General features: G+C 47.8%; 8 protein-coding genes. 7 read left to right on the top strand and 1 reads right to left on the bottom strand.

Annotated elements, in window-relative coordinates; translation table 11 throughout:
* The first annotated feature begins 954 nt into the window (after positions 1-954).
* From OEL83_17420 to OEL83_17410, 3 genes are all read left to right on the top strand, one after another.
* The gene (locus tag OEL83_17420) at positions 955-2,265 is read left to right on the top strand and encodes an OFA family MFS transporter (GenBank protein MDK9708825.1); all 1,311 of its coding nucleotides are present in this window, start codon (positions 955-957) and stop codon (positions 2,263-2,265) included.
* 176 nt (positions 2,266-2,441) lie between these two features.
* On the top strand, positions 2,442-4,487 hold the full coding sequence (gene acs, locus OEL83_17415) for an acetate--CoA ligase (GenBank protein MDK9708824.1): 2,046 nt from the start codon (positions 2,442-2,444) through the stop codon (positions 4,485-4,487).
* Positions 4,488-4,616: 129 nt separating this feature from the next.
* Entirely contained in the window at positions 4,617-5,270 is a 654-nt protein-coding gene (locus tag OEL83_17410; protein ID MDK9708823.1) for a hypothetical protein, read from the top strand.
* A gap of 41 nt (positions 5,271-5,311) precedes the next feature.
* Here the strand turns inward: OEL83_17410 and OEL83_17405 are convergent, their stop codons facing one another.
* Positions 5,312-7,210 carry a GNAT family N-acetyltransferase gene (locus OEL83_17405; protein ID MDK9708822.1) on the bottom strand — a complete coding sequence of 633 codons (1,899 nt, stop codon included), beginning with the start codon at positions 7,208-7,210 and terminating at the stop codon, positions 5,312-5,314.
* A gap of 934 nt (positions 7,211-8,144) precedes the next feature.
* Between OEL83_17405 and OEL83_17400 the strand changes: the two genes are divergently transcribed.
* The 4 genes from OEL83_17400 (at position 8,145) to OEL83_17385 (ending at position 14,024) form a co-directional block, all read left to right on the top strand.
* Positions 8,145-10,040 carry a propionyl-CoA synthetase gene (locus OEL83_17400; protein ID MDK9708821.1) on the top strand — a complete coding sequence of 632 codons (1,896 nt, stop codon included), beginning with the start codon at positions 8,145-8,147 and terminating at the stop codon, positions 10,038-10,040.
* 105 nt (positions 10,041-10,145) lie between these two features.
* Entirely contained in the window at positions 10,146-11,303 is a 1,158-nt protein-coding gene (gene sucC, locus OEL83_17395) for an ADP-forming succinate--CoA ligase subunit beta (GenBank protein ID MDK9708820.1), read from the top strand.
* Between the two features lie 160 nt (positions 11,304-11,463).
* On the top strand, positions 11,464-12,336 hold the full coding sequence (gene sucD, locus OEL83_17390; GenBank protein MDK9708819.1) for a succinate--CoA ligase subunit alpha: 873 nt from the start codon (positions 11,464-11,466) through the stop codon (positions 12,334-12,336).
* Positions 12,337-12,473: 137 nt separating this feature from the next.
* Complete coding sequence (locus OEL83_17385; GenBank protein MDK9708818.1) at positions 12,474-14,024, top strand: acyl-CoA carboxylase subunit beta; 1,551 nt, start codon at positions 12,474-12,476, stop codon at positions 14,022-14,024.
* Positions 14,025-14,050 lie beyond the last annotated feature (26 nt).

Below are 14,050 nucleotides of genomic sequence, written 5' to 3'. Positions count from 1 at the left end.
ATTCGTTCGTTACCATGTAGCATGAGGGTTACCTCCATTTGTTTTGATGTTTGGTTCGCACCTTTATCAAAACTGGTAACCCTCATCTTTTCAAGTGAGGTGTCAGATCAAGTCGAAACTATTTCAGGTCATTGCCTGCTGGCGTTGCCGGAACAGCGAGGAAATTTACCTCATAAGGTCCCCCCCGCTCTCCACTTTGTCGGGCCAATAGCGCCGGCTACCATTCTCAGCTTCGTCCGCAAAATAAAAAAACAATTTCCGCCAAAAAGCCTGCAAGTCTCTCGATTCATCCGACGGACCAAGGGAAGATGTTAGAAAGATAGGTTGGGGAAGGTTGGCAGGTGGGAATTGTCCTTCACCCAAAAAGCTTTCTTGCCGAGTTAAATCAAAGCAGGCCGTTTTTGCTACTTCCATCTTCTGGTGCTTACAACAGAAATGGTGGTCAGTGTAATTTGGATAGAAAAAAATGTAATACATTCTTTTCGCGACCGGTGGCAGGGTATATAAATTCTAGCTATTTTCTCTCGTTTTGGTTGCCAGGTGGAGCGTAATCAATTGATGGAGGTTGCCGGGCCAGGTCTTGGTAATGAGGATGTGTATCCCAATAATATTAGGGGCTCCGAATAAATGAATAACGAATGTGCAAAGGAGCTATTATTGTCTTGAGAAATGTATTCTTATGGGATAAACAAAATTGATATACGGTCTATCCAGTTTCCAAATAGAACCTGTAATTACAAGAATGCACGTTAAGTGTAGTAAGAAGACTTACGCCGTCCGTTCAATCAAATTAACAAAGGAGGTGCCGCAGGAAGAAAGTGAACAATGAATGGCAATACTTGATGATCCTTTGAGTTACCCACTGCAAAATAATTTCTTGTAAAGTTCGTCCTATGGGCAGGTGTAAGGGTGGGTGACTAACGTCATTATCATTATTCAAAAAAGGAGAAGCAGATGGCTCAACCGAATCAAACAGTTCCGGCTCAGGCTTGGGTTACAGTCTTTGCTGGTACAGCTATTAATCTCTGTCTCGGTATTCTGTATGCCTGGAGTATTTGGAAGACTGCTCTGGTCAATGTAGACAAAGCCGGGCAGGTGATGACCGGAATCAACGCCGGATGGGTGTATTTGAACAATGCCCAGGCGGCGACTCCATTTTCTCTTTGTGTAATAATATTTGCATTCCTGATGATCCCTGGGGGACGTATCCAGGATAAAATTAGCCCACGTTTTGGTGCTACTCTTGGAGGTTTGACCTTGGCTGCGGGCTGTCTCCTTGCCGGTTACATGAAGAGTTATACTGGAATCATGATTGGTTTTGGTATCCTTGGTGGTATCGGCATGGGTATCGGCTACGCTGCACCGACTCCGGCAGCTCTGAAATGGTTTGGCCCTCATAAGCGTGGTTTGATCGCCGGTATTGTTGTCGGTGGTTATGGCGGCGCCGCTTTGTATATTGGTTTTCTTGGTCAATATCTCATTGATAAGTTTGGGATAACTGGAAGCTTTTATGGGCTAGGAACCATTTTTGCGGTAGTTGTAATTGTCGCAGGGCAATTGCTGAAAACGCCACCTGCCGGATACAAACCGCCAATGCTCTCAGGTGGCAATGTTGCAACTGCCAATTCAACGATCACCAACTGGGAGCCGGGCGATGTTGTAAAGACCTGGCAATTTTATGCCCTCGTCTTTATGTTTATTATTACTACCCAATCCGGTCTTTTAATCATTGCCAATGCTAATGGTTTGATGATGAAAGCAGCCAAGGACATGCCGTTCTTTGCGGCAAATGCTTGGTTGTTGGTTTCCTACGGTGGTTTTGTCAATGCTGCTGGACGTGTCGGTACTGGTTTCTATTCAGATAAAATCGGCCGGTTGAATGCCTACTGTTTGAACTGCGCTGTCTCTGCTTTGTGCCTTTTTTCTTTGCCCTACGTCATGTCGAGTGGCAGCATTCTCCTGCTCTTCCTGGCTGTCGGTGTAGCTTATTGGCAGTACGGTGGCGGCCTTTCCTTGATGCCTTCTTTTGCGGCAGATTTTTATGGGCCTAAAAATCTAGGAATGAACTACGGATTGATTTTCTTCGGTTGGGGTCTCGGTTTCTTCATGGCCAGACTCGGTGGAACTATTGAAGATCTTACCGGTAGTTTGAACTATGCCTTTTACATCTCCGGAGCTCTGTTGGTGATCGGTGTCATTGTTGCTAAAATGACAACTCGGCCAATGCATTCGGATGAAACTCAAGGCAGTAAGGTTACTGCCTAATCCCAGAATACCGGGCAAGACTTTTCTGAGGAATTCTCTGCATTGTTCTGTAGAGAATTTCTCGGAAAGGCTGCACGTGCCATAATTCTCCTCAGTCAGGTGGGCAAAGGTTCAGTAGGTATATTTGGGTCTTTGTTGAGTGATAATCAATAAGCCATTTACAAGGAGTGAAATTCATGAGTGAGAAACAAAATATTGTCGAAACTTCGGAAGCTGAGATTGCCGTTCATTGGCAGGAAGAAAAATATTATCATCCAAACCCAGGTTTCGTCGGTCAGGCGAACCTTACCGATGCATCCATTTTCGATCGTATGAAATTGGAAAATTTCCCCGATTATTATACTGAGTTTGCTGAGCTGTTGACGTGGTATAAATATTGGGATGAGGTTCTCGACACGAGTGATGCACCCTGCTGGAAATGGTTTAGAGGCGGCAAGATCAATGCCAGTTATAATTGTATAGACAGGCATTTAGCAAAGAATAAAAATAAAACCGCCATTCATTTTGTCTCGGAATTGGAAGAAGAGGCGGTTGTTCATGTTACCTATCAGGAGCTTTACGTACGTGTCAATGAGTTTGCTGCTTTACTGAGAGATACTGCGGGACTGAAGAGAGGCGATAGGGTAACGATTCACATGCCGATGTCAGCAGAGTTGCCCATTGCAATGTTGGCGTGTGCTCGCTTGGGGGTTATTCATTCCGTGGTCTTCGGCGGCTTTTCCTCAAGTGCCTGTGCCGACAGGATTGTCGATTCAAACAGCCGGGTACTCATCACGATGGATGCGTACTACCGAGCAGGGAAGCTATTGAATCATAAGGCGGTTGATGATGAGGCCTGCCAGCTGGCAGCAAAAGACGGACAAACTGTCGATAAATTACTGGTTTGGCAACGTTATCCCGGAAAAATGTCTTCCGATTCTCCACTTGTTCCTGGGCGGGATATTGTCGTAAATACCGAGTTGAAGGAATATTACGGCGCGAGAGTCGAACCTGAGCAAATGCTGTCTGAAGATCCACTCTTCTTGATGTATACCAGTGGTACAACTGGCAAACCGAAAGGAGCCCAACACGGAACCGGCGGCTATCTTGCATACGTGACGGCGATGTCCAAGTACATTCAAGATATTCATCCAGAGGATGTTTACTGGTGTATGGCTGATATCGGCTGGATTACCGGTCATTCATTTATTGTCTACGGTCCATTGGCACTGTGTGCATCTTCAGTAATTTATGAAGGTGTGCCGACCTATCCGGACGCCGGACGTTCCTGGCGGATAGCGCAGGATCTTGGTGTTAATATCTTCCATACCGCACCAACCACAATTCGGGCCTTGCGAAAGATCGGACCGGATGAGCCCGCTAAGTACAATTATAATTTCAAGCATATGACCACCGTTGGTGAGCCGATTGAGCCGGCAGTTTGGAAGTGGTATGAAGAGAAGGTTGGCAAAGGAAAAGCAGTTATTGTTGATACCTACTGGCAGACTGAGACCGGTGGTTTCCTCTGCTCAACCGTGCCTGGTCTCCAACCTATGAAACCGGGTAGCGCCGGTCCCGGAGTTCCTGGTATTCATCCTATTATCTTTGATGTGGATGGCAAGGAAATACCAGCTGGTGCTGGAAAGGCTGGCAATATCTGTATACAGAATCCGTGGCCGGGGTGCTTCCAGACGATTTGGGGAAATCGGCAGCGATTTGTTGATACGTACTTCGGAATGTACAACAAGGATCCAAATAGCAAAGATTGGCGTGATTGGCCATATCTGACCGGTGACGCCGCGCTGATGGCCGAAGATGGATACATTCGTATCCTTGGCCGTATTGATGACGTTATCAACGTTTCCGGTCATCGTCTTGGAACTAAGGAAATTGAGTCGGCTTGTTTGAATGTCGCGGAGGTCGCAGAAGCCGCTGTTGTTCCGGTAAATCATGAGATCAAAGGCAAGGAACCCGAGGTGTATATCGCCCTCAAGCCTGGAATCGCACCATCACCGGAAATTGTCCAGAAGGTTGCAGATGCTATAACCTTCTCAATCGGCAAGATAGCCAAGTGTAGAAACATCTGGATAGTGCCTGATATGCCGAAAACGCGTTCCGGAAAGATCATGCGCAGGGTACTTGGTGCCATCTCCAATAGGGGTGATGTCGGGAACGTTATGACCCTTGCTAATCCGGAGATCGTTGAGCAGATTCAGAAAATGGTTAACGATAAGCTGAAATAACAACAGTTAATACGGGTGAAAAATGGTGAGATTCCGGACGGGATCTCACCATTTTTTTTGGCATAAGTTGCTGTTTTCAGGTAAAGCTAAGGCAACAATTCTAAAATACATTTCAAGGGGGCTGTTGCTTTGGATTTCTATTTTCCGTATCTCATCGATTATTCTCACCTTGCGGTGGAAACTGTTGCAGTTTTCTGCGTAGCGGCTCTTGCTGGAATTATGGTGAGTGCCGAGGGACAGGCTTTTGTCGCAACGCTGTTAGGCGATTCGCGGGTTGGTGCAAAAGACCGTTTTCACTATAACGTCTTCCTGCACATGAGTGTTCTTGGCAGTTTGAATTTTCTGGTTGCGGGATTTGGTTGGGCAAAGGAGATGGATATAGATGTAAGCAAATTCAAAAAACATCCTCGGCTATTTCTGATAATTGCGCGATTAGCCGGTCCCATGGCAAACCTGCTCTTGGCTAACATTGCTGCAAGCTTGAACTGGCTCATTGGTAGCTTTGGTTTGGTAGATAACGTATTTTCAATGGTTGCGGCTGTTAACGTTACCATGGCAGTTTACGGCCTGATTATGATACCACCACTCCCAGGTTCGGTTTTGCTCCTGGCTTTTTTCCCAGACACCCCTCTTTTTAACAGGGCAAAAAAGAATTTGAATATTATCGGCCCAATTACTTTGATCAGCATCTTTGCTGCAGTGCGATTGAGCGATTGGGATGGGATCAGTTCTGTGTTTACCCCTGTTGTATCTGTGATCACCAGAACCATTCTTGGATTATAGATGTAGGGGAGAGGGACTTTAGTCCCTCTCCTGTGCTCAGGTTATGATTCCATCTCGTTAAAGCGGCAACTGAGAATGAGGTCGCCATCTTCGTACTGCGTTTTCACCTTGTATGGTAATGTTTTGAAAAGATTGATCATTGCCTTGTTGCTCGGGAAGGTGTAGGCCATCAGTCCGCCAATACCGTTTTCCCTTGCTACAGCTGCCAGTTTTTTAATAAAAAACGTCCCGAGCCCTTTTCCTTGATATTCTTCACTGACCGAAAATGCCACCTCGGCCATGTTTTTATCTGGTAGTTTCATGCTTTCCGCAACGGCTACGACACGGCCAAAGCCAAATTCTCCGACAACTGCCACAAACGTCAGGTCATTGACATAATCGACGTGTGAACGGCTTTCCATTTCGGCCCGGGCGAAAATGGTTTTTTGGCAGAAAAATCTTGAAAGAATGTCTTCTTTCGGGAGGCTGTAGTAGTGCTCCTGGATGCGCCGCTCATCGACCGGTTTAGCCGGACGGACGGTGATGTTGACGCCGTTGATGGTGAGCGTCTCTTCCAATTGAACAGGGTATACTGCACGTGCTGCCTCACCCAAGGTTCTTTCGGCACCAATGAATCCACGTTTTTTAGCTGCCTCAAAGAGTTCTTCTCTGAATTGCGGGTGGGCAATGCTGATCATTGCAATAACCCGCTCCTGGATGCTTTTACCGAAGAGATTGACGGAACCATATTCTGAGACCACATAGTGTACATCCCCCCGTGGCACGACGACAACATTGTCTCGAATATAAGGAACAATGTTTGATTCCAGACCATTTTCCGTTTCAGTGGTGGAAAAGATCATGAGAATAGATTTGCCTGCTGGTGAACGTCGTGCTCCGCGAACAAAATCCGGAATGCCAGACACTCCGGCAAATCGTGTAGTGGCAGATGCTTCGGCTGAGACCTGGCCGGTAAGATCGATAGTCTTTGCAACGTTCATGGAGACCATTCGATTATGTTGTGAAATTACGAAGGGATCGTTCACATAGTCGGACGGATGAAACTCAATGGCGGGATTGTCATTAAGGAATTCATAGAGATTGCTCGTGCCGACGGCCATCGAGGCGACCATTTTGCCTTCGTTTATGCCCTTCTTTTTGTTGTTGATGTTGCCGGTTGCATATAGGTGCATGATGTCGTCGGTTAGAAACTGTGAATGCACTCCCAGATCATTTTTCTTGGAGAGTCCTTGCACCGTTGCTTGAGATGCTGAATCAAGACCAATCTGGAGCGTTGAGCCGTCTTCTATCAGGTTAGCGATGTGCCTGCCTATACTTATAGCTGCTTCGGAGGTGATTCTGGAATCTGGGATAGACAGAAGTTCTTCTTCGTATTCGACGAGGAGGTCCACGTCGTTGACATGAATAAAGCTATGACCCATGATTCGGGGCATTCTCGGATTAACCTGGGCGATGACGAAATCGGCGGATCGTGCTGCCGCCATGGTTACATCGACGGAAATACCTAGGCTCATCCAGCCGAAATCGTCAATGGGGGAAACCTGGATCAAGGCGACATTCAAGGGGAGCTTGCGTTTGGTAAACAGAGCGGGAACGTCCGACATGTTCATCGGGGTGATGAATCGCCTTTGTTTGGCGATAGCCTGGGGGTTGGTTGACCCAAGGTAAATTGACCGAATATTCAGATTGGTATCTTTCGTTTTGTCGGCGACTTCAGCCAAAGAAACCGTTTCCCTGCCAAGGAGCCGAACAATTTCTAGTCCACTGAATTTATTTGAATTTTCTACAAGCTTTTTTACCAGGATCTGGGGTTCGCCACAGCCGGATCCAATAAACACGCGTTGGCCTGATTTGATGTGACTGATGGCTATTTCCGGCGTAACTGCTTTAGCTAAGTATCCGTCTGCCCAATATTGTGAATTTGGCATAGTTTTCTCCACTCGAAGGTTCGAATTTGGGTGTCATGCTGGTTTTTCGGGCCATTGCAAAAAAAAACCAGCCCGAAAAATTTCTGGAGCATCTTCCAAATATGATTTTTGCGTTTGTTATTGAACGTGGTAGCCGTCTACAGGGTTTTACGACCTATTGGAATCTTATATGAGAAGTTGGCCAATAACAATACATTTTCGGCCAGGATTACAGGGTGGCCGTCCAGGGCTGTCATGGTTCCATATGAGGAAATCAAATGTAATGATTCCTGCCCATTTAGTCTTCGACTTGGTGTCATTATAACCTTTTCCACCTTGTTTGTGGAATTAAAGCCTATCGCGATACCCTCCGTCTAGTTTGGAGTTTTGAAGAATGTGCTTCGAGGGTGATTGATAATTAAAGAACATTATTGCGCAACTGTCATTTCCCCTTGCTCGTGCAGGTAATCAATTGAGTTGCCTGCAGTGTACTGAGATAAGCCCGGTGTATCGAGGTAATATGCGATAATATCAAATAAACAGGAAGTTATTTGGAGGGTTACGAAAGTTGCGAGGGAATGATGGGGTTGTCGTGGGGATCATGAATTTGCAATTTGCAGTGCAATAAGAACTAAAAAATAATTAGTGAGTAACATTGTTCCGTTTCTCTGTTGGTGTGTCGCTAGAGTTATATAAAATATATATATAACAGTTATATAGAAGATATGCTGCGAAATCAATGTGCTCTGATATAGGAGAATTATAAGAGGCCGAAGCCTGGCAATGAAAGTGCGGTAAATTCATGTAACATTCAGTAAATATAAGATAAATAATTATTTTATTATTGGTAAGGATAAAGTTTGCGGGTAACAATGTTAAATTTGTCCTTGAAGTATGGGGTCGATTGCTGTATACATCGCAGTGGAAACTGATGGATGGACTAAAATTCATACCAAAAGGAGTAAGTATGGCTAATTATGATGCAGTGTTTCAACACAGTTTGAAGAATCCTGAGGAGTTTTGGGGGGAAGCAGCGAAAAGCATCACTTGGTTCAAAAAGTACGATAAAGTCTTAGACTCCTCCAATGCGCCGTTTTATAAGTGGTTTCCCGGCGGAAAAATGAATACCTGTTATAACGCCATCGATCGGCATGTTGAGGGTGGTCGGGCTGATCAGGTTGCAATCATCTATGACAGTCCAGTAACCAATACCCTTAAGAAAATTACCTATAAAGAGTTGTTGGAAAAGGTTTCGACCTTTGCCGGGGCCTTGGCTAGTCAAGGTGTAGGTAAAGGTGATACCGTCGTAATTTATATGCCGATGATTCCAGAGGCGGCGATAGCAATGCTGGCTTGCGCCAGATTAGGGGCAATCCACTCGGTTGTTTTTGGAGGCTTCGCTCCCCACGAGCTGGCAATCCGCATTGATCATGCGCAGCCGAAATTGTTGATTACTGCTTCCGGTGCCATCGAAGGCAAAAAGGTTCTTTCCTATAAACCTCTTGTCGATAGCGCCATTGAGCAATCTACCCATGAAGTAAAGAAAGTCATTCTCTTCCAGCGCGATATCGTTAAATCAGAAATGATTCCGGGTCGTGACCTTGACTGGGCCGACCTGGCCAGCAAAAGTAAGCCGGTTGGTTGCACGGAAGTTGATGCAACTGATCCGCTCTACATCCTCTATACCTCTGGTACCACCGGAATGCCTAAAGGCGTTCTCAGGGACAACGGCGGACATGCTGTTGCTCTGTATTGGACGATGAAAAATCTCTACAACATCAATCCGGGCGAGGTGTGGTGGTCTGCTTCTGATGTTGGCTGGGTTGTTGGCCATTCATACATTGTCTATGCCCCTCTCCTGCAGGGTTCAACTTCCGTTTTTTATGAAGGAAAACCGGTTGGTACACCAGATGCCGGGGCTTTCTGGCGAGTTATTTCACAACATAAAGTGAAATCGCTGTTTACGGCACCCACTGCTTTCCGAGCTATTAAAAAGGAAGATCCGCAGGGCGTTCATTTTGCCAAATACGACACTTCCTGTTTTGAATGTTTGTATCTCGCAGGTGAGCGTACTGACCCCGATACCCTCCATTGGGCAGAAAAATTGATCGGCGTACCGATCATTGATCATTGGTGGCAAACTGAGACAGGTTGGGCCATTGTCGGTAATTGTCGTGGGATTGAGCAACTGCCGGTTAAAGAAGGTTCGCCGACCAAGGCCATGCCCGGTTACGATGTGCGAGTGGTAAACGATGAAGGAGAAGTAGTGCCCAAGGGAACCGAGGGCAACATCGTCATCAAACTGCCTTTGCCGCCAGGAACCCTGACAACCCTTTGGCGAAATGATGAGCGTTTTGTCAAATCCTACATGAGTAAGTTTCCGGGATATTACGAAACAAGTGACGGCGGATATATTGATGAAGACGGCTATGTGTATGTAATGGGCCGTATGGACGATGTAATCAATATCGCCGGTCACAGGTTGTCGACGGGTGCCATGGAGGAGATTATTTCCAACCATCCTGATATCGCTGAATGTGCCGTCTTCGGTGCCGATGATCAGATGAAGGGCCAGTTGCCTGTCGGCCTCTTCGTGGTCAAGGCTGGAGTCACCCGCGATGGAGAGGAAATCAAGAAGGAATTGGTGAAGATGGTTCGTGAGACTATCGGCCCAATTGCCTGTTTCAAAGATGCTTGCCAGGTGGTCAGGTTACCGAAAACCAGGTCTGGCAAGATTCTTCGTGGAACCATGCGTTCTATTGCCAACAATAAAGAGTACAGAACCCCGTCAACTATCGATGATCCGGCAATTTTGACCGAGATTACCGAGGCGTTGACGAAAATGGGATATGTAAAGAAATAGGTTGTATTCGACCGGGGCAGCTGCACTCTTGGCAGCTGCCCTTTTCCCACTTCCAAAAGGGGCGAGAGAGATCTCGAGCTCCGATTTTTTAGGGCGGCTTTTTATATGAAGATTCACGAATACCAGGCGAAAGAGCTTTTTCGCAAATACAAAGTGCCGACCCCCGAAGGCGGTGTGAGTACCACCATTGAAGGGGTTGAGAATATTGCCGCGGAACTTGGCCTGCCGGTTGCCGTCAAGGCCCAGATTCATGCAGGCGGAAGAGGTAAGGGGGGCGGGGTAAAGGTAGCCCGAAGCAGTGATGAGGTGACCAAGGCCGCCAAGGCAATTCTCGGGATGACCCTTGTTACCAAGCAGACCGGTCCGGAAGGGCGTTTAGTTAAGACAATTTTAGTGGAAAAGGGCGTGGCGATTAAAAAGGAGATGTATCTCTCCATCGTTCCTGATCGCAGCACGGCGACGGTGACGATTATCGCCAGCCAGGATGGCGGTATGGACATTGAAGAAGTTGCCGCAAAAACGCCGGAAAGAATTATTAAGGTACAGGTCAATCCACTGATCGGTATTCGGGGCTACCATGTCGCCCGGATGATGTTCGGATTGGAGCTTCCCAAAGAGGTCATGAAGGAGTTTTCGGCAATTCTCCGGAACCTATACAACCTCTTTGTCGATTATGACTGCTCGCTGGTCGAGATCAATCCATTGATCATTACCGAGGAAAACACCATTATTGCCCTTGATGCAAAAATGGATGTTGATTCCAACGCGCTATACCGGCATCCCGATGTATTGGCGATGCACGACCCAAATGAGGATGATCCGACCGAGGCCGAGGCGGCAAAATTTAACCTCAACTATATCAATCTCGGTGGTAACGTTGGCAATATGGTCAACGGCGCCGGATTGGCCATGGCTACCATGGATATTATTAAGCAGGCCGGAGCGGAACCGGCGAATTTTCTCGATGTCGGCGGTGGCGCCAATGCCGAGATGGTCGAAAACGGGTTTCGCATTATCCTCAGCGATTCCAAGGTAAAAGGAATTCTTATCAATATTTTCGGCGGCATCCTCCGCTGCGATATATTGGCACAGGGCGTTGTCCAGGCAGCCAAAAAGATTCAGCTGTCGGTGCCGGTTGTTGTCAGGATGGAGGGAACCAATGTTGAGGAAGGGCGGCGGATTCTCAGTGAATCCGGATTGAAATTAATCAACGCTACCGATCTGGCCGATGCAGCAAAGAAGGTTGCCGAAATCGTCGCCTAATCGCCATACCGTATTCTTTTGTCGCAAGGGCATGAGTATCGTTTGAGCAGGCGAGCTGCCTAATTCAGCTTTAGCTATTTAAATATATTCTTGATCTGCCAGAAAAACAGGCTGCAACTTTGCTGGCAAATACGAGCAACTATATCTTGAAAGGGAAAAAATGAGCATTTTCGTAGATTCAAAAACGCGTGTTCTCGTGCAGGGGATTACCGGCAAGGAGGGGCAATTCCACACCCAACAGTGCATTGCCTACGGCACCAATGTGGTAGCCGGGGTAACACCGGGTAAAGGTGGCCAGAAGATGGATGCGGTGCCGGTTTTTAACACCGTTCAGGAGGCCCGAGAAAAAACCGGAGCCAATGCGGCGATGATCCTCGTTCCACCCCCCTTTGCCGCCGATGCCATTCTTGAGTCGGTGGATGCCGGGATAGAATTGATTGTCTGCATTACCGAGGGCGTGCCGGTAATGGACATGCTGCGGGTGAAAAACTACCTGGCAATCAAACAGGTGCGACTCATCGGTCCTAACTGCCCAGGTATCATTACTCCCGGTGAATGCAAGATAGGGATAATGCCTGCTGCCATTCATACCCCCGGTGGACCAGTTGGTGTCGTATCCCGTTCCGGGACCTTGACCTATGAGGTCGTTCACCAGCTGACCCAAGTCGGCCTCGGCCAGACAACTTGTGTTGGAATTGGTGGTGACCCGGTCAATGGCACGGGTTTTATTGATTGTCTTAAGGCATTTAACGATGATCCGGCAACCGAGGCAGTCGTTATGGTTGGCGAAATCGGTGGAAACGCGGAGGAGCAGGCCTCAGCATGGATTAAGGCCAATATGAAGAAGCCGGTGGTGGGTTTCATTGCCGGACTTACCGCACCGCCAGGAAGGCGGATGGGGCATGCCGGGGCCATCGTCAGTGGCGGGCAAGGTACGGCCACCGCTAAAATCGAGGCTATGCAAGCCTGCGGCATCTCTGTATGCAAAGATCTTGGCTCTCTGGGGCGCCTCTGTAAAGAAGTCTTTATTTGACCTTAATATTCGAAAAACCAAGGCAGAGTGCAGCTGCTTTTTTCGGCGCGTTGGCAAAGAAACTAGCCAAGAGATATCTCTCTGCCATTGATGGTGATAATTCGAGGACACGCTGATTTTTCCTCCAAGGAGAGACTATGAAGACTGATGACCAACTTGAGCATTTGAAAAAACTCAGAGACGAAGCCTGTTTGGGTGGAGGTCAGGCGAGAATCGATAAACAGCACGAAAAAGGTTTGATGACCGCCAGAGAGCGCATCGACCTGCTCTTAGACAAGGGTTCGTTTGAAGAATTCGATATGTTTAAGACCCATCGTTGCCGGGATTTCGGCATGGATAAGCAGGTTTTTCTAGGTGACGGTGTAGTTACTGGACACGGCACCGTCGACGGGCGGACGGTTTATGTCTTTGCCCAGGATTTTACAGTGCTTGGTGGCTCGCTATCGGAAACATTTGCCGAAAAAATCTGTAAGATAATGGATCTCGCCATGAAGAACGGCGCACCAGTTGTCGGATTGAATGATTCCGGCGGGGCACGCATTCAGGAGGGCATCGAGAGCCTTGCCGGTTATTCGGAGATTTTTCAGCGCAATGTCATGGCCTCTGGGGTGATTCCGCAGATTTCTGCGATATTTGGCCCCTGTGCCGGTGGTGCGGTATATTCGCCGGCCCTTACCGACTTTGTCGTCATGGTGCAGAAACAGTCGTATATGTTTCTTACCGGGCCAAAGGTCGTCAAGTCGGTGACCCATGAAGATGTCAACGAGGAAACACTAGGCGGGGCGGCAATGCATGCGAGCCGTAGCGGGGTGGTTGACTATCCGGCAGGATCTGGTGCCGATGCCATTGCCTATGTTCGCCGCTTGCTCTCCTTTTTGCCGCAGAACAACATGGAAAATCCTCCGATCGTTCCCTGCGCCGATCCGGCTAATCGGGAAATTTCCCCTCTCAATCATATTATCCCTGAAAATCCTAATGCTGCTTATGACATGAAGGATGTCATACTGCAAACGGTTGACAATCAGGACTTCTTTGAGGTCAAGGCAAACTTCGCGCCAAATCTCTTGGTAGGGTTTGCCCGGTACAACGGTATGAGTGTTGGGATAGTTGCCAATCAACCCGCCCATCTTTCCGGCGTTCTCGATATCGATTCCTCGGTGAAAGGGGCTCGCTTTGTCCGGTTCTGCGATTGTTTTAACATTCCGGTTGTTACCTTTGTCGATGTTCCGGGGTTTTTGCCGGGTACTGCCCAGGAATATGGTGGAGTCATCCGCAACGGCGCAAAAATTCTCTACGCCTTTGCCGAGGCAACCATTCCCAAAGTGACTGTAATTACCAGGAAGGCCTACGGGGGGGCATACTGCGTCATGTCCTCGAAGCATCTGCGTGGCGATATCAATTATGCCTGGCCAACTGCCGAGATAGCGGTCATGGGCGCGCGTGGTGCCGTCGGTGTGCTGTATGGCAAGGATGCGCGAAAATCTCCCGATCCCAGCGCATTTCTTGCCGAAAAGGAGAAGGAGTACCAGGATACGGTAGCCAATCCCTACGTAGCTGCTCAGCGCGGTTACATAGACGATATTATCGAGCCGTCGAAAACTCGGGCAAGGATCATCAAAGCGTTGGCTATACTCCAGAATAAGCGTGATACCAATCCGATGAAGAAGCATGGCAATATACCATTATAACCTGTTGCAACCACGTTTGATTACCA

The organism is Desulforhopalus sp. (assembly GCA_030247675.1).
GTDB lineage: Bacteria > Desulfobacterota > Desulfobulbia > Desulfobulbales > Desulfocapsaceae > Desulforhopalus_A.
Note: the sequence above shows the minus strand (reverse complement) of the source record. Positions and strands in the feature narration are given on the sequence as shown.